A 24,604-nucleotide genomic window follows, 5' to 3' on the forward strand; every position below is an offset into this window, starting at 1 on the left:
AGCGGCGCGGCCGGGGGCAAGCCGGTTCCTTGTGGTGAAGGGGTGGGGTAGAGGCGGAGTATGGCGCGTTACATCGACGAGATCCTGCAACCCGGCGAGAAGGTGCTTTATTCGACCAATGCGCACTGGATGTTCTACCTGCCCGCCATCGGCGGCTGGATCGTTGCGTTCGCGCTCGTCGTTCTTTCGCGGATGACCGTCAACGACAACCTCACGATGCTGTGTCTGGCCACCGCTGCCGTCGTCGCCGTGGTCGCGCTGTATTGGACGGTCCGGGCCTGGTTCCACCGGCTGACCACCGAGACCGACGTCACCAATCGCCGCGTCGTCCATAAAACCGGTTTCATCAAGCGCCGTACCTTCGAAATGGCCCTCGACAAGGTCGAAAGCGTCGACGTCAACCAGACCATCATGGGACGGCTTCTCAACTACGGCGACGTCACCATCTTGGGTGTGGGCGAAGGCAAGGAAACCATTGCGACCATCGCGGAGCCGCTGGCGTTTCGCAACGCTATCACGGCGCGCTAGCCGATCACGGTGCGTCAGGTCAGATCATTTGAGTATTCAGCGATGACAATGCCTCAGGATTCCCGCAGCACCCCTGTTTCTCCAGGATCGACCGTCGATCCGGCCGAGATCGCGAAGTTCTCGAAGCTGTCCGAGACTTGGTGGGACCCCAAGGGCAAGATGGCGCCCCTGCACAAAATCAACCCGCTGCGCCTGGCTTATATCCGCGACGCCGCTTGCCGGAAGTTCGAGCGCAACGCCAAGAGCCTGAACTGCCTGTCGGGATTGCGGATGCTCGATATCGGCTGTGGCGCAGGGCTGCTGTGCGAGCCGTTCACGCGGCTGGGTGCCCAGGTGGTCGGCGTCGATCCGTCGGCGAGCAACATCGCCGCGGCCAGGCTGCACGCCGAAAAAGGTCATCTGTCGATCGACTACCGCTGTACCACGGTCGAGGAGATGGACCTGCGCGAACGCTTCGATATCGTGCTCGCGATGGAGGTCGTCGAGCACGTCACTGACGTCAGCGCCTTTCTCGGCCGCTGCGCGGCGCTGCTGAAGCCCGGCGGATTGATGGTGGTGTCGACCCTGAACCGGAACTGGAAGAGCTTTGCGCTGGCCATCGTCGGCGCGGAATATGTGCTGCGCTGGCTGCCGCGCGGGACCCACCAGTGGAACAAGTTCGTCACGCCGGACGAGCTCACCAAATGTCTGCTCGACAATCGTCTCGTCATCACGGAGCAGAGCGGCGTCGTCTACAGCCCGTTCGCCGATCGCTGGAGCCTGTCGCCCGACATGGACGTGAACTACATGATGGTCGCCGAGCAGATGGTGTAGCGAGGCCTCGCTTTTCGCTTCGGCCCGGATGTCGCTCCAAAAATGGTGTCGTCCCTGCGAACGCAGGGACCCATAACCACGGGCAGATGTGTTTTGCCCGACAAGTCCAACGTAAAGCCTGCCTCATGACAGATCACGCGGTATGGGTCCCGGGTCTGCGCCCGCTGACGCGTCGCGTCATCGGGCTTGCCCGGGACGACAGCTTTGCTCTCCTCGCCAGCTCCACCCTCTGGTGTCGTCGGTCAAGCCCGCTAAGCTGCCTAACAAATGGTGTCGTCCCTGCGAACGCAGGGACCCATAACCACAGGGAGGGGTTTGAGGCACGCTAGGAGATCAGGTCACTGAGATCGCGCCATTCGAGATTATCGCGCTCGATCAGCTCGATTTTCCAGTCGCGTTTCCAGCGCTTCAGCTGTTTCTCGCGGATGATCGCCTCTTCCGCGACACCATATGTTTCGACATAGACCAGCCGAAAGACGCCGTATTTCTTCACGAAGAGCGAGCCTTCGCCATCGCGATGCTGCTGAAGCCGCTTCTGAATCGAGTTCGTGACGCCGATATACAATGTGCCGTGACGACCGCTCGCCAGAATATAGACGTAGTACATAGCCGTACCATCACGCGGATGGATCGTCGAAAAACAACTGAAGCCGGTGGCTATGGGTCCCTGCGTTCGCAGGGACGACACCGTCTTTGTGGCGCGAGCTTACCACAAACCGCAGAAGGGCTGCACCGTCCCTGACGTCTACTGCAATCCTGACATGCGGCTGAACCGCGGCCTGTGCTGTTGACCCGGCGCGCCGCGCTGGTCACGGTGCCGGCCCCACTGTCGCGCAGTACCCCCATGCTCTCCATCACCTCGCTCTGGATCCCCTTCACGCTGGTCGCAGCCGTCGGCCAGGTCGCGCGCAACGCGATGCAGCGGTCGTTGACGGCGAAGCTCGGCACCTGGGGCGCGACCAACATCCGCTTCCTGTTCGGCTTCCCGTTCTCGCTGGTGTTCCTGACGGTGGTGCTGCTGGCGACCGGCGATCGCCTGCCGTGGCCGTCGGCCGTGTTCTGGCCCTGGCTGCTGCTCGGCGCGCTCAGCCAGATCATCGCGACCGGGCTGATGCTGCTGGCGATGACCGACCGCTCCTTCGTGGTCACGACCGCCTATCTGAAGACCGAGGCGATCCAGACCGCGATCTTCGGCTTCATCTTCCTCGGTGATCCGCTCTCGGTCGCCAAGTTGATCGCGATCCTGATCGCCACCGTTGGTGTCGTGATCACGGCGCTGCGGCCCGGTGGCGAGAAGAGCTTTGCGGAGTTGAAGCCGACCGTGACCGGCCTGGTCGCAGCCGCCGCCTTCGCGTTGTCGGCCGTCGGTTTCCGTGGCGCGATCATCACGGTGGAGGGCGTTTCCTTCGTCACCGCTGCGTCCTATACGCTGGTCTGGGGCCTGTTCGTGCAGACGGCGATCCTGACCGTGTATCTGCTCGCGCGGGCGCCGGACATCCTGCGCGGCATCCTGTCGCTGTGGCGGCCGTCGATGATGGCCGGCTTCGTCGGCGCGTTCGCCTCGCAGTTCTGGTTTCTCGCCTTTGCGCTCACCGCAGCCGCCAACGTCCGCACGCTCGCGCTGATCGAGGTTCTGTTCGCGCAGGGCGTCTCGTATTATTCGTTCAAGCAGCCGGTCTCGCTGCGTGAGGTCTGCGGCATCATGCTGATCGTGGCCGGTGTTGCTCTGCTGATCGCGGTGTAGTCAGCCCTTGATCGCTCAGCCCTTGATCGCGATCAGCACGGCGCCGGCCGCGATCATGGCGATGCCGATCCAGCCCTGCGGCGACGGACGCTCACCGAGGAAGACGACGCCGAACAGCGCCACCAGCACCACGCTGAGCTTGTCGATCGGAGCGACCAGCGTCGCGGGACCGAGCTTCAGCGCCCGGAAATAGCACAGCCAGGAGGCGCCGGTGCCGAGCGCCGACAGGGTGAGGAACAACCAAGTCCGGGCCGAGATCGGGCCAGGGCTCGTGAGCTGCCCGGTCGCGAACAGGATCATCGCCAGGGTCACCAGCACGATCGCGGTGCGGATCAGGGTGGCGAGATCGGAGTTGATGCCCTCGACGCCGACCTTGGCGAAGATGGCGGTCAGCGCCGCGAACAGCGCCGACAAGAGAGCCCAGAGCTGCCAGGAGGAGGAGATGGGGGACATGTCGTCACTCAGGGGAACGTCGCAGTTCAGGTCGATATATCTCAACCGTCATTGCGAGCGCAGCGAAGCAATCCAGAATCTTTCCTCGGCACCCGGATTGCTTCGCTGCGCTCGCAATGACGGAGCCAACTGCAAAATTCCGAATGCGCCGCCGATGCTGCCCGGACTGACGAGCCCCGCGCCTCAATTCCTGTCGTCCGGCAGCACGGGAATTGGCGCGACCTCGATGCCTTCCTCGACCAGCTCGCGCGCCTCCTGCAGTGACGCCTCGCCGTAGATCGGCCGGTGCTCGGTCTCGCCATAGTGCATCTTGCGCGCCTCGGTCGGGAAGCGCTCGCCGACATCGTCGGCGTTCTTGACGATGTGGTCGCGCAGCTCCTTGAGCTTGGCGCGCAGCTCGCGCTCCTGCGCCATCATCAGCGACGTCGATCCCGGCGGAATCACTTCCGGCGCTGGCGCCGGCGCCGCAGCAGGCACGGGCGCGACCTCGCGGCCCTTCTTGCTCACGATGCGCGGTGCCATGATCGCCTTCTCGACCTTGGCCGAGCCGCAGGTCGGGCATTCCACGAGCTTGCGCTTGACCTGCGATTCGTAGGCCGAGGAGCTCTGGAACCAGCTTTCGAAGCTGTGACCTCGCTCGCAGCGCAGCGCGTAACGGATCATGCCGAGCCCCGTACGAGGTGCAGATGGTCCGGACCGGCCTTGGGGTCGGCGATACCGAACCGGCGGCCGTGTTGCAGCGAGGGAATCGTCTGGCGCACGGTTTCGACCCGTGAAGGATCGATGCGCGCCAGGAACACGCCCGGCTCGACGCCGCCCTCGGAGAGCACCTCGCCCCAGGGATCGATGATCAGCGAGTGACCGAAGGTCTCGCGCTTGTTCTCGTGCAGCCCGCACTGGGCGGCGGCGAAGACGAAGCAGCCGGTCTCGATGGCGCGGGCGCGCAACAGTGTGTGCCAATGCGCCTCGCCGGTCTTGCGGGTGAAGGCGGAGGGGACGCTGATGAAGGAAGCGCCACTTTCCGCCAGCGCCCGGTACAGCGCTGGAAAGCGGACATCGTAGCAGATGGTCAGACCCAGCCGGCCCCAGGGCAGGTCGGTAATCACGGCCGACTCGCCCGGCTGATAATTGGCGGATTCGCGATAGCTCTCGCCGCCCGGCAGGTCGATGTCGAACATGTGGATCTTGTCGTAGCTCGCCAGCACGTTGCCGTCGGGTCCGATCAGGAACGAACGGTTGACGGCCTTGTCCTCCGAGAAGCGCAAGGCCAGCGAACCGATATGGAGATGAATGTTCAGCTCCTTGGCCAGGGCCCGGTAGGCCTTCAGCGAGGGGTCGTCGTCCTCGCTCTTGAGCTGCTCGAACAGTGCCGTCCGGTTGAGCTGCATCATGTTGCTCACTTCGGGCGTCTGGACGTATTCGGCACCTTGCGCCACCGCTTCCCGGATCAGCCGGGTGCCCTGCTCGAGGCTCGGCTCAGCCAGCAGGGAGGTGCGCATCTGCACCATTGCGGCGACGAAGCTGCGGTCCGTGCTCATGTTGTTGCCTTGTCTCCGGCCAGCATGGCGTCGAGCCTGCCCTCGCGATCGAGCGCATAGAGATCGTCGCAGCCGCCGATGTGGGTTTGTCCGATGAAGATCTGCGGAAAAGTCGAGCCCGGTCCGACCAGGTCGTACATTTTCTGCCGGACTGACGGATCCTTGCCGGCATCGTGCTCGGTGAAGGCGACTTTCTTGCGGGTGAGGAGCGATTTGGCAGCGGTGCAGTAGCCGCACCCCGGACGCGTATAGATTTCGATCGCAGCGGTCATGTCGTGCTCAGCTGTTACGGAACCTCGGATTATATGGGAGCGCGGGGCGCATCGACAACCCGGGCGAAGACGAGCACGCTGACCTCGGCCGCCTTTGCCCGCAGCAAGGCGCGAGCGCAGGCATCGACTGTTGCGCCCGTGGTCAGGACATCGTCGACCAGCACGATGCAGCGCCCCTGCACATCCTGCAGACGGTCTGCTGATACCTGGAATGCACCCTGCACATTGCTGGCGCGCTGGGCGCGCGACAGGCCGACCTGCTGCTCGGTCGCGCGCACGCGGCGCAAGGCACTGCCATGCAATCTGGTGCCGCTGTGCCGGGCGATCACCCGTGCCAGTGCGCCGGACTGGTTGTAGCGGCGGCTGAAGCCGCGCTGCCAGTGCAGCGGCACCGGGACCAGCATGTCGGCCCCGTCGAGCAGCTCGCGCCCGGCCCGCGCCATCCAGCGCCCCATGATCGGCGCCAGATCGGTGCGGTCTTGATATTTCAGCGCATGCACCAGCGTGCGCGCGGCGTCGTCATAGCGCACGGCGGCCCGTGCCCGCGCATAGGCGGGCGGTGCGGCGATCGCCTCCATGGACAGCAGCTCCGGGCCGGGATCGTAGACGAAGGGAATGCCGAGCTTCGGGCAATAGGGCCGCTCGATGAACGACAATTTGCCCCAGCAGGCGGCGCAGACGCCTTCGCCGTCGACCGGCTCGCGGCAGGAGATGCACAAGGTCGGCAGCGCGATGTCGAGCGCGAGCTTGGCGGCGTGGGCAAGTCCGCCGCGCAGCGCGCCGAGGGCGGCCCGGATTCGCGCCGCGCCGATAGGAGCGATCATGCCGTCCATGCGTCGAGGCTACCGCTGCGCCGAGGCTCGCTCAAGCGCGGATTGCTCATTTCGCGCCAGCGGCGTAACCCAGCCATCATGACCCAGACTGCCACGGCCCCCGTCCTGTTCGATCGTGCAATTCTCGCGCTCAGGCAGCGCCGGGCTTTGCGTGCGCCGGAGACTTTCCTGTTGGAGCGGGTGGCGGAGGACCTCAAGGACCGGCTCGCCGCGGTGAACCGATCCTTCGTCGACGCCGCCGATATCTGGACGCCGGGGGCGGGCTTGAAGCCGCATCTTGCGGGGCAGGTTGGTCAGCTTGCGCATCTCGCGGCGCCGGAAGCCGCTGCTGAAGAGCTGCGGCTTGCACCGCAATCGCTCGATCTCGCGCTTTCGGCGCTGGCCTTTCAGTTCGTCAACGACCTGCCCGGCCTGCTTGCGCAGGTTCGCCGTGCGCTGCGCCCGGATGGTCTCCTGCTGGCAGCGATGATCGGCGGCGATACGCTGACCGAACTCAGGCAAAGCTTCGCTGCGGCGGAAGCCGAATGCGAGGGCGGCGTGTCGCCGCGCGTCGCACCGTTCGCCGATCTGCGCGATGTCGGCGGCCTGCTGCAGCGGGCAGGATTTGCGCTGCCTGTCGCCGACGTCGACCGGATCGTGGTCCGCTACGGCAATGCATTCGCGCTGATGCAGGATCTCAGGCGCATGGGCGCCACCAATGGCCTGGTCGAGCGCCGCCGCATGCCGACCCGGCGGGCGACCTTGCTGCGCATGGCCGAGATCTATCAGCAGCGCTTCGCCGATCCCGACGGCCGCATCCGTGCCACCTTCGACATCATCTGGATGTCCGGCTGGGCGCCGCATGAGAGCCAGCAGAAGCCGCTGAAGCCTGGTTCTGCAAAGGCGAGCCTGGAGGCGGCGGTGAAGCGAGGCCCAAGCGCGGGGAGCGACGAGTAACGACAGTCGTCATCGCCGGGCGCCGCACCGCCTGTCACATCAGCAGATCGATCAGAGGCGGCAGCAGCGGGATGTCGGCCGGCGGCATCGGGTAGTCGCGCAGCTTGTTGGGCCGTACCCAGGCGAGTTGTTGGCCCTCGCGCGCGCTGACCTGGCCTTCCCAGCGCCGGCAGATGTAGAGCGGCATCAGCAGGTGGAACGTCTCGTAGGCGTGGCTCGCGAAAGTCAGCGGCGCCAGGCACGCCTCGCGCACGGTGATGCCGAGCTCCTCGTCGAGCTCGCGGATCAGGCTGGCTTCCGGGCGCTCGCCGGGCTCGAGCTTGCCGCCGGGAAACTCCCAGAGGCCTGCAAGCGACTTGCCGGGCGGGCGCTGCGCCAGCAGCACGCGATTGTCGGTGTCGACGAGCGCGCAGGCGACCACGAGAGTGAGTTTCAGGTCAGGCATGATCCGGTCGGTTCGAGAGGTCAGCGGCGCGCGTCCGTCTGGAAAAGCCAAACGCGCCTCTTGGGGGAATTTTAACCTAGGCTGTTTCGAGCCGTGTTTCCACGATCCAAATAAGCGAACCTTAATCGGCTCACGCGTATTTTCATGGGCGAACGCCGTAACCTCCTCATGGTTCGTTAGGCATACTTCATGCGAATTTTATCCAGTCTGTTTGCCGGTCTGCTGGCCCGCCTGCGCCGCGACGTCGGCGGCAACGTCGCCGTGACGTTCGCCATCGTCTGCGTCCCGGTGATCTCTGCGGTCGGCTGCGGTGTCGACTACAGCCGGGCCAACCAGATGCGCGCCAAGCTGCAGGCGGCGGTGGACGCCGCGTCGGTCGGCGCCGTGTCCAGGACGGCGCCGGCCTTCATCGCGGCGGGCGCGATGACCGCGGACGGCGTCATCGACGCCGGCAATGACGATGCCAAGAAGATCTTCAACGGCAACATGTCCGGTACGAGCGGCTATACGCTCAACAGCCTGACCCCGGACGTGAAGAAGAGCGGCTCGGTGCTGACGGCCACGGTCTCGTTCTCGGCCACCGTGCCGACGATGTTCATGAACGTCGTCGGGTTCAAGACCATGACCCTGCAGGGGTCGTCGAAGGCGACGGCTTCGATGCCGAAATATATCGACTTCTACCTGCTACTCGACAATTCTCCGTCGATGGGCGTCGCGGCGACCCCCGACGACGTGACCAAGATGGTCAATGCGACCACGGACAAGTGCGCCTTCGCCTGCCACGACTACAACGATTCGAACAACTACTACAATCTCGCCAAGACGCTCGGTGTGACCACGCGGATCGACGTGCTGCGCAGCGCCACCCAGAAGCTGATGGATACGGCGACGCAGACTCAGACCTATCCGAATCAGTTCCGCATGGCGATCTACGATTTCGGTGCGGCGTCCAAGACGATCGGCCTGCGGGCGCTGTTCTCGCTGTCGTCGAGTCTCTCCAGCGCCAAGAGCGCCGCAGGGAATATCGACCTGATGGGTGTCTACGGCAACAACGACGCCTACACGGCCGACAAGGATACGCCGTTCACCACCGTCTTCCCGGCCGTCAACAACGAGATCTCGACCCCGGGCGACGGCACCACGGGCGCACCCTTGAAATATCTGTTCTTCGTCTCCGACGGCGTCGCCGACGAAAGCAATGCCGCGTGTCTCAAGCCCAAGGCCAGCGGCAATCGCTGCCAGTCGCCGATCGATCCCGCGCTGTGCACCACGTTGAAGAACCGCGGCATCAAGATTGCCGTGCTCTACACCACCTATCTGCAGCTGCCGACCAACAGCTGGTACATGAGCTGGATCGATCCCTTCAACAAGGGTCCGTTCGGTCCGTCGCCGAACAGCGAGATCGCGCAGAAGATGCAGGCCTGCGCATCGGACGGGTTCTATTTCGAGGTCTCACCGACCCAGGGCATTTCCGACGCCATGAACGCACTATTCAAGAAGGCGGTCGCCGACGCGCGCATCGCAAGTTGAGCGCAACCATTGTCCCGGGACGGCGGAACGACGCCGAACCCGGGATCTCGATCCTGAGTGCGGGAACGATCAGGACCTGTAGTCGCCGTTGATCGCGACATATTCCTTGGTGAGGTCGCAGGTCAGCACGCGGTCGCGGCCCTTGCCGAGCCCGAGTGCGACCTTGATCTGCACCTTCTGCGCCTTCATGGCCTCCGACACTTCGGCCTCGTCATAGGACGGATCGCGCGCGCCCTTGGAGGCGACGCGGATGCCGTTGAAGGAGATCGACAGCTTGTCGCGGTCGGCCGGCTCGCCGGCCTTGCCGACCGCCATCACGACGCGGCCCCAATTGGCGTCCTCGCCGGCGATCGCGGTCTTCACCAGCGGCGAGTTGGCGATCGACATTGCGATCCTGCGGGCGGACGGCTTGCTCTTGGCGCCCTCGACGATGATCTCCACCAGCTTGCGGGCGCCCTCGCCGTCGCGCGCGACCTGCTCGGCGAGATCCGCCAGCACGGCGTTGAAGGCCTTCACGAACGCCTTCGCCCTGGGATCGCTGGCGCGGCTGATCTTCGGCGCGCCCTTGGCCGCCGCGGCACCGGTGGCAAAGGCGAGCAGCGTGTCCGAGGTCGAGGTGTCGCCGTCGATCGTCACGGCGTTGAATGTGTCCTCGACGCCGGCCTTGAGCAGGGCCTGCAGCGCTGCTGCCGTGATCGGCGCGTCGGTGAAGACGAAGGACAGCATCGTCGCCATGTCCGGCGCGATCATGCCGGCGCCCTTGGCCATGCCGTTGATCGTCACCTTGGCCTTGCCGAGCTTGACGGTGGCGGTCGCCACCTTCGGAAAGGTGTCGGTGGTCATGATGGCGCGCGCCGCCCCCATCCAGTCGTCGGAGGCGGCGGTGCCGGCAAGGCCCTCCAGCACGCCGTCGAACTTGGTGGCGTCGAGCGGCTCGCCGATCACGCCGGTCGAGGCCAGGTAGATCTCGTCCTGCTTGCAGCCGACCGCCTTGGCGGCGATCGCCGCGGTCAACGCGGTCGACTGCTTGCCGGTCTTGCCGGTGAAGGCATTGGCGTTGCCGGAATTGACCACCAGCGCGCGGGCCTTGCCGCCCTTCAGCTTGGCGCGGCACCATTCGACCGGCGCCGACGGGCATTTCGACAGCGTGAACACGCCGGCGACGGTGGTGCCGGGATCGAGCAGGGCCAGCAGCACGTCGGTGCGGTTCTTGTAGCGGATGCCGGCCGCCGCGGTCGCGAGCTTGACGCCGGCGAGCGCCGGCATGTCGGGGACTTCGGTCGGGGCGAGCGGGGAAACGGCTGAGGACATCGAGGGCTTCCGGCAGAGATGAGCGGGAAGCGCTCTGTATCACCTCGGTCGGCGTTGTGGGAGTGGATGTCTCCACACCCACCGCTGTCGTCCCGGCGAACGCCGGGATCCATAACCACAGGGTTTAGTCGTGGCACTTGGTACTAACCGCGTGCCTGTTTCGCACATCACGCGGTATGGGTCCCGGCGCGGAGGCCGGGACGACACCTTTTGTGACGCGGCTGTGATGACTCTTACGCGACGACGTCGCGTTCGAGCGCTGCCGCTTACTTCTTCGCCGGCTCGGCCGGCTTCGCGTCTGCTGGCTTGGCGGCGTCGGCGGCCGGCTTGTCCAGGCGCTCGATCTTGGCGGCCTCGCGCAGCTTGCCGACGTAATCGGCCTGGGCCTTGCGGGTCACGTAGGTCTCGATCTGGCTCTTGACCTGGTCGAATTCCGGCGGCTTGCGGTTGCGCTTCTCCTCAACCTTGATGACGTGCCAGCCGAACTGGGTCTTCACGGGATCGGAGATCTTGCCCGGTTCCATGCCGAAGGCGACGTTGGCGAATTCCGGCACCATCTGCTCCTTGGTGAAGAAGCCGAGGTCGCCGCCATCGGAGGCGCCGGGGTCCTTGGACTTCTTCTTCGCGAGCTCGGCGAAATCGGCGCCCTTGGCGAGCTCCGCCTTGACGGCCTTGGCCTCGTCCTCGGTCTCGACCAGGATGTGGCGGGCGTGCACCTCCTGCTCGCCGCCGATCTGCTTGGAGGCCTCCTCATAGACCTTCTTCATCGCGTCGCCCGTGGTGGCGGCCTTGCCCTCGCTGGCGAGCAGGCTGTCCATCAGGAGCCGGTTGCGGGTGAAGCCGAGGCGCTTCTTGAAGTCCTCGCTGTCGCCGACCTTCTTGTCCTCGGCCGCCTTGGCGACGAGCTTCATGTCGATCAGGAACGACAGCACGTTCTCGTCCTTGGTCGCCGGGTCCATCTGGGCGAGGCTCGGTCCGAGCTCCTCCTCGGCCAGTGCCACGTCGCTCTTGCGGATCTCGGCACCGTTCACCTTGGCCAGCACCGGGTTGGCGTCCTCGGCTGCGCGCGCGGGCAGGACGAGCAGGGACAACGCGAGACTGCCGGCGAGTGCGGTGGCAAAGCCGAAGCGCAGGCCGGTTTTCGTAACCGGGAACGACGTGGTCATGGAAAATCCTTGTTTACAAGACGGGGCTCGAAGGGAGAGGCCTCAGGGCGGCCGGGACACTCGCCCAATCGCACTGCCTTGGCAACGCGAAAAGTCTGTCAATTTCGTGAAATCGGCGACAGATTCGACGCATCGGTCCGGGCGTCGGGCGCCGTTGACAACGTTCCCCCCCAGCCATATCTCTGCCCGATCGCTTCAAGGGCGATAGCGCTTATTTTGCTGCGTTTTTGGCCGTTGAACCCTGGTTTGCCTGTCTCCCACTCATCTGACGGACGCCGCCCGGCGCCGAAGTTCGAGCCAGGCGCGGGTGCTGCGGTGCACCACGTCGGGAACAGCAAACCCAAAGCACGAGTTACGGCTGCAACGCAGACCCAGAGAAGTAGGATTTCAGTATGATCGGCGCGCTCGCCCGTAAGCTCTTCGGCTCAGCCAACGACCGTCGCGTCAAGGGCTACCAGGCCCGTGTCAATGCCATCAACGCCCTGGAGCCGGAGCTGGCCAAGCTGTCGGACGAGGCGCTGAAGGCGCGCACCGGTGAGTTCAGGACGCAGCTCGCCGAGGGCAAGACGCTCGACGACCTCCTGGTCCCGGCCTTTGCGACCGTCCGCGAAGCTTCCAAGCGCACCCTCGGCCAGCGTCATTTCGACGTCCAGCTGATCGGCGGCATGGTGCTGCACGAGGGTGACATCGCCGAGATGAAGACCGGCGAAGGCAAGACCCTGGTCGCGACCCTCGCCGTCTACCTCAACGCGCTGGCGAGCCAGGGCGTCCACGTCGTGACGGTGAATGATTACCTCGCCCGCCGCGACGCCAGCTGGATGAGCCAGATCTACGGCTTCCTCGGCCTGACCACGGGCGTGATCGTCCACGGCCTCGACGATGCCGAGCGCAAGGCCGCCTATGCCTGCGACATCACCTACGGCACCAACAACGAATACGGCTTCGACTATCTGCGCGACAACATGAAGTACCGGCTGGAGGACATGGTCCAGCGCGGGCACTATTTCGCGATCGTCGACGAGGTGGACTCCATTCTCATCGACGAAGCGCGCACGCCGCTGATCATCTCCGGCCCGCTCGACGATCGCTCCGAGTTCTACAACACGATCGACACCTTCGTGCCGCGGCTCGACAAGACCGACTACGAGGTCGACGAGAAGCAGCGCACGGTGACCTTGACCGAAGCCGGCATGGAGAAGATCGAGACCCTGCTGCGCGACGCCGGCCAGTTGAAGGGCGAGTCGCTCTACGACGTCGAGAACGTCTCGGTCGTGCATCACATCAACCAGGCGCTGCGCGCCCACACGCTGTTCACGCGCGACAAGGATTACATCGTCCGCGACGGCGAGGTCGTCATCATCGACGAGTTCACCGGCCGCATGATGCCGGGCCGGCGCTATTCGGAAGGCCTGCACCAGGCGCTCGAGGCCAAGGAGCACCAGCCGGTGCAGCCCGAGAACCAGACGCTGGCCTCGATCACCTTCCAGAACTATTTCCGCATGTACAAGAAGCTCGCTGGCATGACCGGCACGGCCGCGACCGAGGCCGACGAGCTGTTCGACATCTACAAGCTCGAAGTGCTGGAGATCCCGACCAACCTGCCGGTCGCGCGTCTCGACGAGGACGACGAGGTCTACCGGACGCAGCAGGAGAAATACGCGGCCATCCTCGCCGAGATCGAGCGCGCCAATGCGCGGCTGCAGCCGGTGCTGGTCGGCACGGCGTCGATCGAGAAGTCGGAAGTGCTGGCCGCCTATCTCAAGGAGCACGGCTACAAGCAGATCGATTTCGGCAGCGAGCGTGCGCTCGACAAGCTCTATGCGGCGGCCCGTGCCGGCAAGCCCGCAAAACTGTTCGCGGTGCTGAACGCGCGCTTCCACGAGCAGGAGGCGTATATCGTGGCGGAGGCCGGCGTGCCCGGCGCGATCACGATCGCCACCAACATGGCGGGCCGCGGTACCGACATCAAGCTTGGCGGCTCGCTGGACATGCGCCTCCAGCAGGAGACCGCCGGCATCACCGACGAGGCCGAGAAGGCCACCAAGATCGAGCAGCTCAAGGCCGAGATCGCCAGCTTCCGCGAAATCGTGCTGAAGGCCGAGGAGACCGTCGAGATCGAGCCGGCCAAGGGCTCCAAGCCGGCCAAGACCGTGGTCAAGCCGGGCGGCCTCTACATCATCGGCTCCGAGCGTCACGAATCCCGCCGCATCGACAACCAGCTGCGCGGCCGTTCCGGCCGTCAGGGCGATCCCGGCCGCTCGAAATTCTTCCTGTCGCTGGAAGACGATCTGATGCGGATCTTCGGCTCCGACCGGCTCGACAGCATGCTGACCCGCCTCGGGCTGAAGGAAGGCGAGGCGATCATCCATCCCTGGATCAACAAGGCGCTGGAGAAGGCGCAGCAGAAGGTCGAGGCGCGCAACTTCGACATCCGCAAGAACCTCCTCAAGTTCGACAACGTCCAGAACGACCAGCGCAAGGTGATCTTCGACCAGCGTGTCGAGCTGATGCAGGACGACAGCGTCGCCGAGACCGTCACCGACATGCGCCATGCCTTCATCGACGACCTCGTCGCCAAGCACGTGCCCGAGCATGCCTATGCCGAGCAGTGGGACGTGGCCGGCCTGAAGGAGGAGCTGAAGCGCGTGCTCGACGTCGAGCTGCCGGTCGACGAATGGGCCAAGGAAGAGGGCATCGCCGAGGAGGAGCTGCTCAAGCGCATCGAGACCCATGTCGACGAGCGCATGGCCGCCAAGGTCGGGCAATGGGGTCCCGACGTGATGCGTTACGTCGAGAAGACCATCCTGCTGCAGACGCTCGACCACCTCTGGCGCGAGCATCTGGTGATGCTGGACCACCTGCGCCAGGTCATCGGCCTGCGCGGCTATGGCCAGCGCGATCCGCTGCAGGAGTACAAGTCGGAGGCCTTCACGCTGTTCGAGGCCATGATCGCGCATCTGCGCGAGGCCGTCACCGCGCAGCTGATCCGGGTCGAGATCGTGCCGCCCGAGGAGCAGCAGCCGGTCTTGCCGCCGATGCAGGCGCATCACGCCGACCCGACCACCGGTGAGGACGAACTGGCCTTCGCCAACGTCTCGCTGGTGCCGTCGTCCGGAGCGGCCACCGTCGCGGCCGAGGCGCGCAACCCCAACGATCCTTCGAGCTGGGGCAAGATCGGCCGCAACGAGGACTGCCCGTGCGGCTCCGGCAAGAAGTACAAGCACTGCCACGGCCGCTACGCGTAAGCGCGGGCTGCGGCAGTCTCTCCATCGTCATTGCGAGCGTAGCGAAGCAATCCAGAGTCCCGCGAAGACTCTGGATTGCTTCGCTACGCTCGCAATGACGTTGTTGGCCGAGCTGTCTCCCCAAACGCCACTGTCGTCCCGGCGAACGCCGGGACCCATAACCACAGGGCAACGTGGTGGCGCACGCAGTGGCTCCAGCTTGCCGGCTCATATCCGCCGGTGGCTATGGGTCCCGGGTCGGCGTCCTGCAACGCTGCGCGTTGCCGGACTTGCCCGGGACGACAGCTATATGTTGGGTTGAATCAGGCGGCCTTCACCGCCTCCACCTTCGCGCCCTCCGCAATCGTCCGTGGCGCGGTGTTGAGCTGCTCGATGGCGAAGCCGGCCGCCTTCTTGTAGCCGGCCATGAAGGCATCGCGCTCGGCGGGCGGGATGACCTCGTCAATATCAGTGAACGTGCCGCCGCAGCGTTCGTCGACCATGTTCAACAGGCCGAACGGGCCGGCGCCGCGGTTGCGCAGGATGACTTGCGAGATCGGGCCGCACAGTTTCTCGTCATAAGCTGACAGCGCCGCCGGCGTGACGCCGTGGGCCAGCAGCATGGTGCCGAGCACGCGGGCGTCGACGATCGCCTGGCTGGCGCCGTTGGAGCCGGTCGGATACATCGCATGCGCGGCGTCGCCCATCAGCGCGACCGGGCCGTCGACCCAGGTCGGCACCGGGTCGCGATCGATCATCGGGTTCTCATAGGCGCCGTCGGCGCCCGCGATCAGCGCGGGCACGTCGAGCCAGTCATAGGTCCAGCCCGCGAAGTGATGGGCGAACTCCTTGATCGGCACCTGCCGGAACCAGCCGGTCTGCTTCCAGCCGTCGGTGTTGTCCATCGTCACTTCGGCGATCCAGTTGATCAACGCCAGCCCCGTCCTGGGATCAGGATGCGAGATCGGATAGACCACGACACGGTGGCGATGGGTGCCGAGCCCGACGAAAGACGATCCGGTGCGCATCGGTTTTGCCCAGGTCACGCCGCGCCACATCACCGCGCCGCCCCAATGGATCGGCGGCTGCGCAGGATGCATTTGGGCGCGCACGGCCGAGTGGATGCCGTCGGCGCCGATCAGCAGCCGTCCGCGCGTCTCAGACCGCGATCCATCGGCATGCTCGATGCGGGCCGTCACTGAGCCGTCCGCGTTCTTCTCGTAGCCGGCGACGCGGCTGCCGAGCCGCACGCTGGCGGCACCAGCGCGTGCGACCAGCCGGCTGTGCAGCAGTAGATGCAGCTTGCCGCGGTGCACGGCGTATTGCGGCCAGTCGTAGCCGGCGAGCAGGCCGCGCGGCTCGGAATAGATGTCGTTGCCGTTCAGCCCGACCAGCGCCCATTCGCGGGCCGGCACCCCGACCTGGTCGAGATCGTCGGCGCCGATGCCGAGATCGTACAGCTCGCGCACGGCATTGGGCTGCAGGTTAATGCCGACCCCGAGCGGCCGCATCTCGCGCACGCTCTCATAGACGACGCAGGGTACGCCGATCTGCTGCAAGGTCAGCGCCGTCGCGAGGCCGCCGATGCCGCCGCCGGCGATGATTACGGGAAGATCGGTCATACGCTTGATCCGTTGCACGCTGGAAGGGAGCGATGGGGAGGGGCGGTGACGGCAGCCGCCGCCGTGAGCCGGCTTGGGCTTGCGCAAACCTGTCCTCCCGTGGCCTCACCGGCCAGTGTCCCGCCCGGCCGCTGCCGAAAGGCCTAATTCAGAAGATTTGCGGAGACAAGGGAAATGGGCCGCGGGGTATGATAGTCTGGCGCCATGCGGCGCCCCTCTCTCGCCCTGGGCCTAATCATATTCCTCCGTCTTGGGAGCCCAGCCATGGCTTTCGATATCGAGGCGCATCGCGGTGGCCGCGCCTTGCATCCGGAGAATACGCTGCAGGCCTTCGCTACCGCGCTGGATCTCCATGTCGATACGCTCGAGCTGGACGTCGGCGTCACACGTGACGGCGTGCTCGTCGTCTCGCATGAGCGGCGGCTCAACCCCGACCTCGCCCGCGACGCCGCAGGAAACTACGTCGTGCCGCCCGGACCGCCTTTGATCGAGCTGCCACTCGCAGAGGTGCAAGCCTACGACGTCGGTCAGATCCGTCCTGGCAGCGACTACGCCAGGCAATTTCCTAAGCAACGCGCATTGAGCGGCCCCGGCGTCGCGCCGCCGCGCATTCCGACGCTGAAGGAGGTCATCGACCTCGTGCGGCGCTCAGGAGACGATCATGTGCGGCTCAACATCGAGACCAAGCTCGATCCCGCGCTGCCGGCCGAGGCACCGGACCCGGAGCGGTTCGTGACCCTGCTGCTCGGTCTGATCGACGCGGAGCAATTCAGCAATCGCGTCATGATCCAGTCGTTCGATTGGCGGACGTTGCAGCTCGTGCAGCAGCGCGCGCCAAACATTCCCACCGTGTATCTGACATTGCAGCGCGGCAAGGCCCCGACGGTGTCATTGACCGAGGCGACGCGCTGGACCGCCGGCTTCAATCCCGCCGATCACGGCGGCTCGCTGCCGCGCACGATTCACGCCGCCGGCGGCAAGGTGTGGTCACCCTATTTCGCGGACGTCACACCGGAGCTTATCGGCGAGGCCCATGGGCTCGGGCTGAGCGTCGTGGTGTGGACGGTCAACAAGCCGGAGGACATGGTGCGGCTGATGGACAGCGGTGTCGACGGCATCATCTCCGACCGGCCGGATCTGTTGCGCGACGTGATCGGCAGCAACGGCCCCGCTCTGCCGAAGCCACCGCAGCGGAGGCCATAGCACCGCGATCGATCCCTGGTCAGTTTGCTGCTGATCAGCGCTATAGACGTTTGGTCATGAACAGGCTGAGCGGGTCCGGCTTGTTTTCACCGAAAGGCTCGAAGGGCTCGTAGCCGGAGCTTTGATAAAGTCGGATGGCCGCTGGCTGACGGATTCCTGCCTCGAGGCTGAGGCGGTCGATTCCACGTCTACGGGCCTCACTTTCCAACGCTATAAGCAGCCTGCGTCCGAGACCCGTGGCGCGCGCACATTCACTCACAAACAGTCGTTTGATTTCGGCATGTCCGTGACCGACGAGGCGATAGGCGATCGAGCCGAGCAGTGTTCCGCCGCTGCGGGCGGTGAGAAGGATGACTCCAGGCGCCGAAAGTGCGTTTGCGTCGATCGGATGATTGTTTTGACTGGGGTATAATGACCGCAGATATCCGTTGGCCTCTTCAAGGAGGTTGCGCACGTCAGCTTGCCGGGCATCGTCGATCGCTATGATGACATCAACATCATTCATCTAGCGCATCCCCGGAGAGGTGACGAAACTCGCAGAGATTGTGCCAGAGGCAGCCGTCTCGATCAAACGCCGAGACGGCTGCTTCAATCGGGATCGCGCCTCACCCCATCACCACTTCGTGCCGGATCACGAACGGGGCCAGCAGGGTGTGGACCTCGTTCTCGATCGCCTCGCGGCTCTCGGCCGGGACGTTGCGCAAGGTCACCGTGGCGATGCTGCCGTGGCTGCCGTGCGCGCCGACCTTGACGCTGCAATCGATGCCGCGATCGGTGAGTTGCTTCAGCACGCCCGCGAACACCCGCGTCGCGGCGTCCCAGCGCAGCTGCGGCTTGAACACCTTGCCGACGCCGGTCACCGGCATCGGGTCGATCGGAATGATCTGCACCGGCACCGCGGCGCGCTCGGGCGTGCGCCCACGCACCCAGTCCTCCAACTCGCCGGGCTGCACGGCGGCACCCGGCTTGAGCTGGACGTAGCCGATCGGCAACTCGCCGGCATAGGCGTCGGGCTGGCCGACAACGGCGGCGAAGCCCACCGACGGATGCTGGAACAGGATCTCCTCGATCGGCGCCGGATCGATGTTGTGGCCGCCGCGGATCACGAGATCCTTGGCGCGGCCGGTGATCCAGAGAAATCCGTCGGCATCGAGCCGACCAAGATCGCCGGAGTTGACCCAATGGCCGTCGATGAAGGCGCCCTTGTTGTGGGCGTCGTCGAGATAGCCGGAGAACACGCCGGGCCCGGCCATGATGACGACGCCGATCTCATCAGTTGCGCAGTCGCGCTCATAGCGCCCGTCGGCATCGAGCTTGACGATGCGCACCTTTGCATAGGGCAGCGGCAGCCCGACCGAGCCGAGCCGGATCGGCTGGTCCGGATAGGCCATGGTGTGCACGCTCGCCGTCTCGGTCATGCCGTAGACCTCGACGACCGGCAGCTTCAGCTTGTCCATGATCGCCTGTCCGACGGCGACCGGAATGGCCGAGCCGCCGCCCGCGGCATAGCGCAGGCTGGAGATGTCGGCCGCGCCTTGCGGCACCGCGAGCGTTGCCGCCAGCACCGTCGGCACGCTCGACAGCGTCTCCGGCTTGAAGCGTTCGACCAGGCTCCAGATGTTGCGCACCGCATTCGGATTGCGCCAGCCGGCCCCCGACAGCACCACGAGCGAGCCGCCCGCGGACAGCGTCTGCAGCGCCTGGGTCAGCGATCCCCCGACGTGAAACAGCGGCATGCCGAACAGCAGGGTGCCGCCGGGCTTCGCTTTCAGGATCAGGTTGACGCCCCAGGCCTGATAGACTTGGTTGCCATGGCTATGGCGCACCAGCTTCGGCGTGCCGGTGGTGCCGCCGGTGTGGAAATAGGCGGCGGTGTCGCTGGCCTTGATCTGCCGGCCGCTGACCAGGTGATCGCTCGGCTGCGGTTTGATGAGGTCGTTGAAAGAGTGGATGCCGTTGGCCGGGTCGCCGCCGCCATGCACCTGCACGATCGCCTTGAGGTGCTTGCAGCTGCCGCGCACCTTCTCGACCTTCTGCCAGATGTCGGTGCCGGGCAGGGGGCCCAGCGCCACCAGCACCTTGGTCTTGGCGGCGTCCAGAATCTCGGCGATCTGGTGCGGCTCCAGCAGCGGATTGACCGGATTGGCGATGCCGGCAGCCTCGGCGCCGAACAGCGTGACGAAGGCGTCGGGCACCAAGGGCAGCATGAAGCTGACGACGTCGTCGGGCCCGACGCCGAGCGCATGAAACATGTTGGCGGCCTGCGTCACCCTGGCGATGAAGTCGCGATAGGAGATCACGACCGGGGTATCGGCCGGATCGGCGTTGGGAAGAAACTGGATTGCCGGCGCGTCCGGATTGGCCGTCGCGCCGCATTTCAGCGCCTCATAGGTACTCTGCGCGGCGATCCGTTCGCTGTACGGCGTCTGCTCGAAGGCACGGATGTCGGCCGTGCTGGCGAATGTCGGATAGTCGCTGCCGATGGCGCGATCGAGCAGGTGAATGCCCATGGCCTGTCCTCCCTGTGACGTGTCCTCGTCCGGCCGGACGAAGGGTCCAACCGGGATCGCGCGCGGGCTCTGTGCGGCCCGTTCGTCGCGATCGTCAGCTAGCAAGATGATGGAGGATTCGTCTTGCGTCTATCCCGAGCTTGCCGGGGCAGCCGACACATTTGCCGCAGACAGGATGCTTAGGGTGGGCAAAGGCGCGCTTGCGAAACGGCTGCGCCGCATTGCGGTGTATACGCGCGCCGTGCCCACCGTCCCAGACCGATGCAGCGGATGGTGGGCACGGCGCGTTGGCCGAATCCCGTGTGGAAGCACCGCGATCGCGCCTTTGCCCACCCTACGGCAGCGTGCCGATCAACTGGCGGCGTCGATCAGGTTCTCCAGCAGCCGCTTGAGCTCGCCGGTGGCCTTGTCGCCGTAATTCTCCAGGATGTGGGCCTCCTGGCTGGCGGCCAGCGAGTTCAGCCGCTTGCACAGCGCCTTGCCGCGGTCGCTGATGAACATCAGCACCTTGCGCCGATCGTTGGCGTCCTGCCGGCGGTAGACCAGCGAGTCCGACACCATGCGGTCGGTCATCTTGGTCAGGGTCGGATGGTTCAAGAGCACCGCATCGGCAAGATCGCCCATCGAGTGCCCCTCGCCGTCCGAGAGAACCTTGAGGATGCGCCATTGCTCGACCGGCACGCCCTCCGTGCTCAGGCGCGTCTCCAGCTGCCGGTTGATCTCCCGGTTGGCCTGCGCGAGCAGATAGGCGAGATGTTCGGTGAGGGGGGTGTTGGGATGGGGCGATTTGGCCACGGTGAACTTCGCTTGCGGTCCCGACTTGAATGAATGTCCGGCAGTTGCTGCCCGATCTATATGCATCCCAATTCTTGAACATTCAACATTTTCGAATAGCATATTTGCTGAACGCGTGCTGATTTCGACGGCGTATGACCGCCGGCCCACAGTGTCGGGCCAACCACGGGTGCGGGCCAAGGAGTGGGTGTGCTCTCGACAGGATCTGTCCCGGCCGGGCGCTTCGGCCTGCCGTCATCCGTGCTGTTCAGGAGCCCGTCCCGCCGGGGCGACTTTCCGGCACTGGCCCCCTTCGATCCCGACCGCGTGCAGCGGCGTGGCGACCGCAACAGACTACGCATCGGCAATTTCCTGACCTTCTCCGGCTCTCCCGGCATCTGGGGCCCGGCGGCGACCAACAGCGCGCTGCTCGCGGTGTCCGAGATCAATCGCCACGGCGGCATTCTCGGCCGTGAGATCGAATTGTCGTTCTATGATTCCGGCGGGCCGGTCGAGGACGTCGTCGCGCGCGCGAGGGATGCGCTCGAGTTCGACGACATCGACGTCGTGATGGGTTCCCATATCAGCGCCGTCAGGCTGGCGCTCCGCCCGCTGATGCGCGGCCGCATCCCCTATGTCTACACGCCCGTCTATGAAGGCGGCGAGCGCACGCCGGGCGTGATGGCGATCGGCGAGACGCCGCACAGCCAGACCCGGCCCGCCATTCACTGGCTGGCGGACAACAGGGGTGCGAAGCGGTGGTATCTGATCGGCAGCGACTATGTCTGGCCGTGGCAGTCGCACCGGTCCACCAAGACCTACATCACCGCGGCCGGCGGCCAGGTTGTCGGCGAGGAGTTCGTGCCCGTCGGCAATGATGACCACGAGGCACATCTGGCGCGCATCCGCGCGGCCAAGCCCGACGTCGTGCTGATCTCGCTGATCGGCACCGACAGCATCACCTTCAATCGCGCGTTCGGTGAGTCCGGGTTGGCCGCGACGACGTTGCGGCTCGCCGGCGCGGTCGACGAGACCGTGCTGCTCGGCATCGGCGCCGACAACACCGAGAACCTGTACTCGGCCTCAGGCTATTTCAGCTGTATCGGCTCTGAGGCGAACGACGACTTCATGAACCGCTATACCGCGATGTTTGGCGCTAACGCGCCGCCGGTCGGTTCGGTCGGACAGTCGAACTACGAAGGCCTGCGCTTCCTGAAGGCGGCTGCCGACCGCGCCGGCTCGCCGTCACTGCGCCCGCTCGCCGCCGCCGGCCGCAACCTGGTCTATTCCGGCGCGCGCGGCGACGTGACCATCCGCCACGGCCGCGCCGGCATGGCGATGCATCTCGCCGCCGCCGATGGGCTGGATTTCAAGATCATTCGGACGTTCTGATGGCTCGGCGTGTCACGCGGCCGCTGCCTTGTTTGCAGGCTCGCTTGGCGCAGGCGCCTTGGCCTCTGACAGCTCGCGGATCATCCGGCTGATCGCCTCGCGCGGCATCGGCTTGCCGAACAGATAGCCCTGCACGCTGGTGCAGCCTTCCTTGCGCAGGAAGGCGAGGTGCTGCTCGGTCTCGACGCCCTCAGCCAGCACGGGAATGTTCAGGCTGCGTCCGAGCAGCAGGGTCGCCTTGACGATGGCGGCGGCGTGCACGCTGGTCTCGACCGACTGGATGAAGCTCTTGTCGACCTTGATCTTGTCGAAGGGAAACACCTGCAGGGTCGACAGCGACGAGTAACCGGTGCCGAAATCGTCCATCGCCACGGTGACGCCAAGCGCCTTCAGCGCCAGCACCACCTGCAGCGCGTGCTGGCGATCGGCGATGATGCCGGTCTCGGTCAGCTCGATCTCGAGTCGCTCGGGTGCGAGCCCGGTCTCGCGCAGCACCTCGGAGACGCGCCGCGCCAGATCGTAGTTGAGCTGCATCGGCGCGACGTTGACGGCGACCTTGAACGGCCGGCTCCAGCTCGCCGCGGTGGCGCAGGCGGTGCGCAGCACCCAGTCGCCGATGTCGACGATCACGCCGGTCTGCTCGGCCAACGGGATGAAATCGTTCGGCGGCACGCGGCCCTTCACCGGATGGTTCCAGCGCAGCAGCGCCTCGAAGCCGATGATGCCGCCACTCTGCGTGTCGTTCTGCACCTGGTAATGGAGCTCGAACTCGTTGCGCACCAGGGCGCGCTTGAGGTCGATCGCGAGCTCGGCGCGGCGCCGGCTGGTCTCGTCCATCGATGTCTCGTAGGTGCAGATCTTGCCCTGGCCGAGACTCTTGGCGCGATACATCGCCAGATCAGCCCGGGTGCAGAGCTCGTCGGCGGTGAGGCCGTGATCGGGATAGAGCGCAATGCCGATGCTGCAGCCGACCGAGAGGCTGCGCTCCTCCCAATCGACGGGGCTGAGCACCAGCGCGCGCATGCGCTCAGCGAACTTCGCCACCTCGGCGCGCGCGAAGATCCTGCTCTTGACAGCCACGAACTCGTCGCCGCCGATCCGCGCCAGGAATTCGCCGGGCTGCAGCGTGGCGGAAATCCGTTGTGAGATCGTCTTCAGCACCGCATCGCCGGCAGAACGGCCGTGCGCGTCGTTGATGTCCTTGAAGCCGTCGAGGTCGATTGCCAGCACGGCCAGGTGGGCGGTCTCGTCGCCGTCGCCGGACGTGAGCGGTGCCAGCCGCTGGCCGAGACCGTTGCGGTTGGGCAGGCCGGTGAGCGGATCCTGCAGTGCCAGCTGCCGATAGCCTTCGACCGCTTCCTGTGTCGCCTGCATGTCGATCGTATAGGCAGAGGCGGCCATCGCCATGATCAGGCCGATGCCGGTGACGACGGTGACCAGCATGACGCTGTCCGAGAGTGACTGCACCGCTGCGCCGGTGCCCGCCATCGGCGCCAATGTCAGCGCGAACATGCCGGTGAAATGCAGGCTGAGGATCGCGAGCACCATCGCGAGCGAGCTGCCATATTTGCAGAAGCGCGTCACCGGACGCGCGATGCGGTTGGTGGCTGTGGCCCCGAAGCCCGTGGCAAGGGCGATCGACAGCCACACCATCGGCATGTTCCAGGTCAGCACGCCCTGAAGATTGAGCGCGTTCATGCCGGTGTAGTGCATGGCGGCGATGCCGAAGCCGAACACGGCGCCGCCGGCTTCGATCTGGGGGCCGCGTTGCGTCCGCGTCGTGATGAAGAAGCCGAGCCACGCAAAGACCACTGCAAGGCCGAGCGAGGTGAACGTCATGCCCGGTTCGAACGAGCGTTGTCCCGGCGCGTCATAGCCGAGAATGGCGGCGAAGTGCGTGGTCCAGACCGTGCCGCCGGCGACGAGCCCGGCCAGAAACAACAGATGGAAGCGTCGCAGACCGGCGTTGCGGCGAACCCGCGCGAGCAGCCGCATCGACAGCAGGGAGCCGAGCACGCACACCAGCAGCGCAGCGGCGACGTAGCGCAGATCGTAATCGGCGGGCAGGCAGGACAGAATCGTCAACATCAAAAGGGGCCCCATCGTTCGGCCGAGCTACGCGCCGCGGTGCCCGCCGGTTTATCGCCGCTGTCGTCGCGGTTACCGAAACGTCCATCCGCGCGGAGGCTGCGCCCAGCCTCGTCATGCACGAGGTCGGGCGATCTCCTGATTAATGCGTCTGCGGGGGCCGGCGGATGCGTTCACGGAATCGAAAACATCGTGAGGAAAGTCCTAACGGCGATGCGCGAT

General features: G+C 65.5%; 22 protein-coding genes. 8 read left to right on the plus strand and 14 right to left on the minus strand.

All coding sequences use genetic code 11. From position 1 onward, the window contains the following. The first annotated feature begins 60 nt into the window (after window positions 1-60). Both LQG66_RS24360 and ubiG read left to right on the plus strand, forming a co-directional pair. Window positions 61-528, plus strand: a complete 468-nt coding sequence (locus LQG66_RS24360) for a PH domain-containing protein (protein ID WP_231318200.1) — start codon at window positions 61-63, stop codon at window positions 526-528. Window positions 529-576: 48 nt separating this feature from the next. Beyond that, window positions 577-1,341, plus strand: a complete 765-nt coding sequence (gene ubiG / locus LQG66_RS24365; RefSeq protein WP_425601355.1) for a bifunctional 2-polyprenyl-6-hydroxyphenol methylase/3-demethylubiquinol 3-O-methyltransferase UbiG — start codon at window positions 577-579, stop codon at window positions 1,339-1,341. Window positions 1,342-1,666: 325 nt separating this feature from the next. Here the strand turns inward: ubiG and LQG66_RS24370 are convergent, their stop codons facing one another. Continuing rightward, window positions 1,667-1,948 (minus strand): GIY-YIG nuclease family protein, encoded by a 282-nt coding sequence (locus LQG66_RS24370; RefSeq protein WP_231318202.1) that lies wholly within the window; start codon window positions 1,946-1,948, stop codon window positions 1,667-1,669. A 237-nt stretch (window positions 1,949-2,185) separates the two neighbouring features. Between LQG66_RS24370 and LQG66_RS24375 the strand changes: the two genes are divergently transcribed. Continuing rightward, window positions 2,186-3,085 (plus strand): EamA family transporter, encoded by a 900-nt coding sequence (locus LQG66_RS24375; protein WP_231318203.1) that lies wholly within the window; start codon window positions 2,186-2,188, stop codon window positions 3,083-3,085. Between the two features lie 15 nt (window positions 3,086-3,100). Here LQG66_RS24375 and LQG66_RS24380 read toward each other — a convergent pair whose 3' ends face one another. From LQG66_RS24380 to LQG66_RS24400, 5 genes are all read right to left on the minus strand, one after another. Further along, window positions 3,101-3,538, minus strand: a complete 438-nt coding sequence (locus LQG66_RS24380; RefSeq protein ID WP_231318204.1) for an EamA family transporter — start codon at window positions 3,536-3,538, stop codon at window positions 3,101-3,103. Between the two features lie 183 nt (window positions 3,539-3,721). Continuing rightward, window positions 3,722-4,201, minus strand: coding sequence for a DUF1178 family protein (locus LQG66_RS24385; protein WP_231318205.1), 480 nt, complete (start codon window positions 4,199-4,201; stop codon window positions 3,722-3,724). Further along, window positions 4,198-5,076, minus strand: coding sequence for a carbon-nitrogen hydrolase family protein (locus tag LQG66_RS24390; RefSeq protein ID WP_231318206.1), 879 nt, complete (start codon window positions 5,074-5,076; stop codon window positions 4,198-4,200). Before LQG66_RS24390 ends, LQG66_RS24385 begins: the two co-directional genes overlap by 4 nt. Further along, a complete protein-coding gene (gene grxC, locus LQG66_RS24395) occupies window positions 5,073-5,348 on the minus strand; it encodes a glutaredoxin 3 (RefSeq protein ID WP_231318207.1) in 276 nt (91 codons plus the stop codon). The genes LQG66_RS24390 and grxC overlap by 4 nt, the downstream gene beginning before the upstream one ends. 29 nt (window positions 5,349-5,377) lie before the next feature. After that, window positions 5,378-6,181 carry a ComF family protein gene (locus LQG66_RS24400; protein ID WP_231318208.1) on the minus strand — a complete coding sequence of 268 codons (804 nt, stop codon included), beginning with the start codon at window positions 6,179-6,181 and terminating at the stop codon, window positions 5,378-5,380. 78 nt (window positions 6,182-6,259) lie between these two features. Here LQG66_RS24400 and LQG66_RS24405 point away from each other — a divergent pair, with 78 nt between their 5' ends. Further along, window positions 6,260-7,117: a methyltransferase domain-containing protein gene (locus tag LQG66_RS24405; protein WP_231318209.1), complete on the plus strand. Its 858-nt coding sequence runs from the start codon at window positions 6,260-6,262 to the stop codon at window positions 7,115-7,117. Window positions 7,118-7,151: 34 nt separating this feature from the next. Here LQG66_RS24405 and LQG66_RS24410 read toward each other — a convergent pair whose 3' ends face one another. Next, window positions 7,152-7,562 (minus strand): (deoxy)nucleoside triphosphate pyrophosphohydrolase, encoded by a 411-nt coding sequence (locus LQG66_RS24410; RefSeq protein WP_231318210.1) that lies wholly within the window; start codon window positions 7,560-7,562, stop codon window positions 7,152-7,154. 189 nt (window positions 7,563-7,751) lie between these two features. On the opposite strand from LQG66_RS24410, the gene LQG66_RS24415 reads away from it, so the two are divergent. Continuing rightward, on the plus strand, window positions 7,752-9,092 hold the full coding sequence (locus LQG66_RS24415) for a TadE/TadG family type IV pilus assembly protein (protein ID WP_231318211.1): 1,341 nt from the start codon (window positions 7,752-7,754) through the stop codon (window positions 9,090-9,092). A gap of 69 nt (window positions 9,093-9,161) precedes the next feature. Here LQG66_RS24415 and argJ read toward each other — a convergent pair whose 3' ends face one another. After that, window positions 9,162-10,403 carry a bifunctional glutamate N-acetyltransferase/amino-acid acetyltransferase ArgJ gene (gene argJ / locus LQG66_RS24420; RefSeq protein ID WP_231318212.1) on the minus strand — a complete coding sequence of 414 codons (1,242 nt, stop codon included), beginning with the start codon at window positions 10,401-10,403 and terminating at the stop codon, window positions 9,162-9,164. A 266-nt stretch (window positions 10,404-10,669) separates the two neighbouring features. Then, window positions 10,670-11,569, minus strand: a complete 900-nt coding sequence (locus LQG66_RS24425) for a peptidylprolyl isomerase (protein WP_231318213.1) — start codon at window positions 11,567-11,569, stop codon at window positions 10,670-10,672. Window positions 11,570-11,961: 392 nt separating this feature from the next. Between LQG66_RS24425 and secA the strand changes: the two genes are divergently transcribed. Further along, window positions 11,962-14,814, plus strand: a complete 2,853-nt coding sequence (gene secA, locus LQG66_RS24430; protein WP_231318214.1) for a preprotein translocase subunit SecA — start codon at window positions 11,962-11,964, stop codon at window positions 14,812-14,814. A 302-nt stretch (window positions 14,815-15,116) separates the two neighbouring features. Here secA and LQG66_RS24435 read toward each other — a convergent pair whose 3' ends face one another. Continuing rightward, window positions 15,117-16,415, minus strand: a complete 1,299-nt coding sequence (locus tag LQG66_RS24435) for a flavin-dependent oxidoreductase (protein ID WP_231318215.1) — start codon at window positions 16,413-16,415, stop codon at window positions 15,117-15,119. A 264-nt stretch (window positions 16,416-16,679) separates the two neighbouring features. Here LQG66_RS24435 and LQG66_RS24440 point away from each other — a divergent pair, with 264 nt between their 5' ends. After that, entirely contained in the window at window positions 16,680-17,618 is a 939-nt protein-coding gene (locus LQG66_RS24440) for a glycerophosphodiester phosphodiesterase (RefSeq protein ID WP_231318216.1), read from the plus strand. Between the two features lie 40 nt (window positions 17,619-17,658). On the opposite strand, the gene LQG66_RS24445 is transcribed toward LQG66_RS24440, so the two are convergent. The 3 genes from LQG66_RS24445 to LQG66_RS24455 all read right to left on the minus strand — a co-directional run bounded on the left by LQG66_RS24445 (window position 17,659) and on the right by LQG66_RS24455 (window position 20,923). Then, a complete protein-coding gene (locus tag LQG66_RS24445; RefSeq protein ID WP_231318217.1) occupies window positions 17,659-18,123 on the minus strand; it encodes a GNAT family N-acetyltransferase in 465 nt (154 codons plus the stop codon). A gap of 100 nt (window positions 18,124-18,223) precedes the next feature. Further along, on the minus strand, window positions 18,224-20,128 hold the full coding sequence (locus LQG66_RS24450; protein ID WP_231318218.1) for an acyl-CoA synthetase: 1,905 nt from the start codon (window positions 20,126-20,128) through the stop codon (window positions 18,224-18,226). 351 nt (window positions 20,129-20,479) lie between these two features. Next, window positions 20,480-20,923 carry a MarR family winged helix-turn-helix transcriptional regulator gene (locus LQG66_RS24455; RefSeq protein ID WP_231318219.1) on the minus strand — a complete coding sequence of 148 codons (444 nt, stop codon included), beginning with the start codon at window positions 20,921-20,923 and terminating at the stop codon, window positions 20,480-20,482. Between the two features lie 189 nt (window positions 20,924-21,112). Between LQG66_RS24455 and LQG66_RS24460 the strand changes: the two genes are divergently transcribed. Continuing rightward, entirely contained in the window at window positions 21,113-22,294 is a 1,182-nt protein-coding gene (locus LQG66_RS24460; RefSeq protein WP_231318220.1) for a substrate-binding domain-containing protein, read from the plus strand. A gap of 12 nt (window positions 22,295-22,306) precedes the next feature. Here LQG66_RS24460 and LQG66_RS24465 read toward each other — a convergent pair whose 3' ends face one another. Continuing rightward, window positions 22,307-24,382 (minus strand): putative bifunctional diguanylate cyclase/phosphodiesterase, encoded by a 2,076-nt coding sequence (locus tag LQG66_RS24465; RefSeq protein ID WP_231318221.1) that lies wholly within the window; start codon window positions 24,380-24,382, stop codon window positions 22,307-22,309. Between the last annotated feature and the right edge of the window lie 222 nt (window positions 24,383-24,604).

This window comes from Bradyrhizobium ontarionense (genome assembly GCF_021088345.1).
In the GTDB taxonomy this organism is placed as follows: Bacteria; Pseudomonadota; Alphaproteobacteria; order Rhizobiales; family Xanthobacteraceae; genus Bradyrhizobium; species Bradyrhizobium ontarionense.

What these genes read in the sequence shown, in the direction of transcription:
- LQG66_RS24375 (WP_231318203.1), top strand. Translation starts at nt 2,186, where the DNA reads ATGCTCTCCATCACCTCGCTCTGGATCCCCTTCACGCTGGTCGCAGCC.
- LQG66_RS24425 (WP_231318213.1), bottom strand. Translation starts at nt 11,569, where the DNA reads ATGACCACGTCGTTCCCGGTTACGAAAACCGGCCTGCGCTTCGGCTTT.
- LQG66_RS24360 (WP_231318200.1), top strand. Translation starts at nt 61, where the DNA reads ATGGCGCGTTACATCGACGAGATCCTGCAACCCGGCGAGAAGGTGCTT.
- argJ (WP_231318212.1), bottom strand. Translation starts at nt 10,403, where the DNA reads ATGTCCTCAGCCGTTTCCCCGCTCGCCCCGACCGAAGTCCCCGACATG.
- LQG66_RS24440 (WP_231318216.1), top strand. Translation starts at nt 16,680, where the DNA reads ATGGCTTTCGATATCGAGGCGCATCGCGGTGGCCGCGCCTTGCATCCG.
- LQG66_RS24380 (WP_231318204.1), bottom strand. Translation starts at nt 3,538, where the DNA reads ATGTCCCCCATCTCCTCCTCCTGGCAGCTCTGGGCTCTCTTGTCGGCG.
- LQG66_RS24385 (WP_231318205.1), bottom strand. Translation starts at nt 4,201, where the DNA reads ATGATCCGTTACGCGCTGCGCTGCGAGCGAGGTCACAGCTTCGAAAGC.
- LQG66_RS24435 (WP_231318215.1), bottom strand. Translation starts at nt 16,415, where the DNA reads ATGACCGATCTTCCCGTAATCATCGCCGGCGGCGGCATCGGCGGCCTC.
- LQG66_RS24370 (WP_231318202.1), bottom strand. Translation starts at nt 1,948, where the DNA reads ATGTACTACGTCTATATTCTGGCGAGCGGTCGTCACGGCACATTGTAT.
- LQG66_RS24410 (WP_231318210.1), bottom strand. Translation starts at nt 7,562, where the DNA reads ATGCCTGACCTGAAACTCACTCTCGTGGTCGCCTGCGCGCTCGTCGAC.
- LQG66_RS24445 (WP_231318217.1), bottom strand. Translation starts at nt 18,123, where the DNA reads ATGAATGATGTTGATGTCATCATAGCGATCGACGATGCCCGGCAAGCT.
- LQG66_RS24405 (WP_231318209.1), top strand. Translation starts at nt 6,260, where the DNA reads ATGACCCAGACTGCCACGGCCCCCGTCCTGTTCGATCGTGCAATTCTC.
- secA (WP_231318214.1), top strand. Translation starts at nt 11,962, where the DNA reads ATGATCGGCGCGCTCGCCCGTAAGCTCTTCGGCTCAGCCAACGACCGT.
- LQG66_RS24415 (WP_231318211.1), top strand. Translation starts at nt 7,752, where the DNA reads ATGCGAATTTTATCCAGTCTGTTTGCCGGTCTGCTGGCCCGCCTGCGC.
- LQG66_RS24450 (WP_231318218.1), bottom strand. Translation starts at nt 20,128, where the DNA reads ATGGGCATTCACCTGCTCGATCGCGCCATCGGCAGCGACTATCCGACA.
- LQG66_RS24400 (WP_231318208.1), bottom strand. Translation starts at nt 6,181, where the DNA reads ATGGACGGCATGATCGCTCCTATCGGCGCGGCGCGAATCCGGGCCGCC.
- grxC (WP_231318207.1), bottom strand. Translation starts at nt 5,348, where the DNA reads ATGACCGCTGCGATCGAAATCTATACGCGTCCGGGGTGCGGCTACTGC.
- ubiG (WP_425601355.1), top strand. Translation starts at nt 577, where the DNA reads ATGCCTCAGGATTCCCGCAGCACCCCTGTTTCTCCAGGATCGACCGTC.
- LQG66_RS24465 (WP_231318221.1), bottom strand. Translation starts at nt 24,382, where the DNA reads ATGTTGACGATTCTGTCCTGCCTGCCCGCCGATTACGATCTGCGCTAC.
- LQG66_RS24390 (WP_231318206.1), bottom strand. Translation starts at nt 5,076, where the DNA reads ATGAGCACGGACCGCAGCTTCGTCGCCGCAATGGTGCAGATGCGCACC.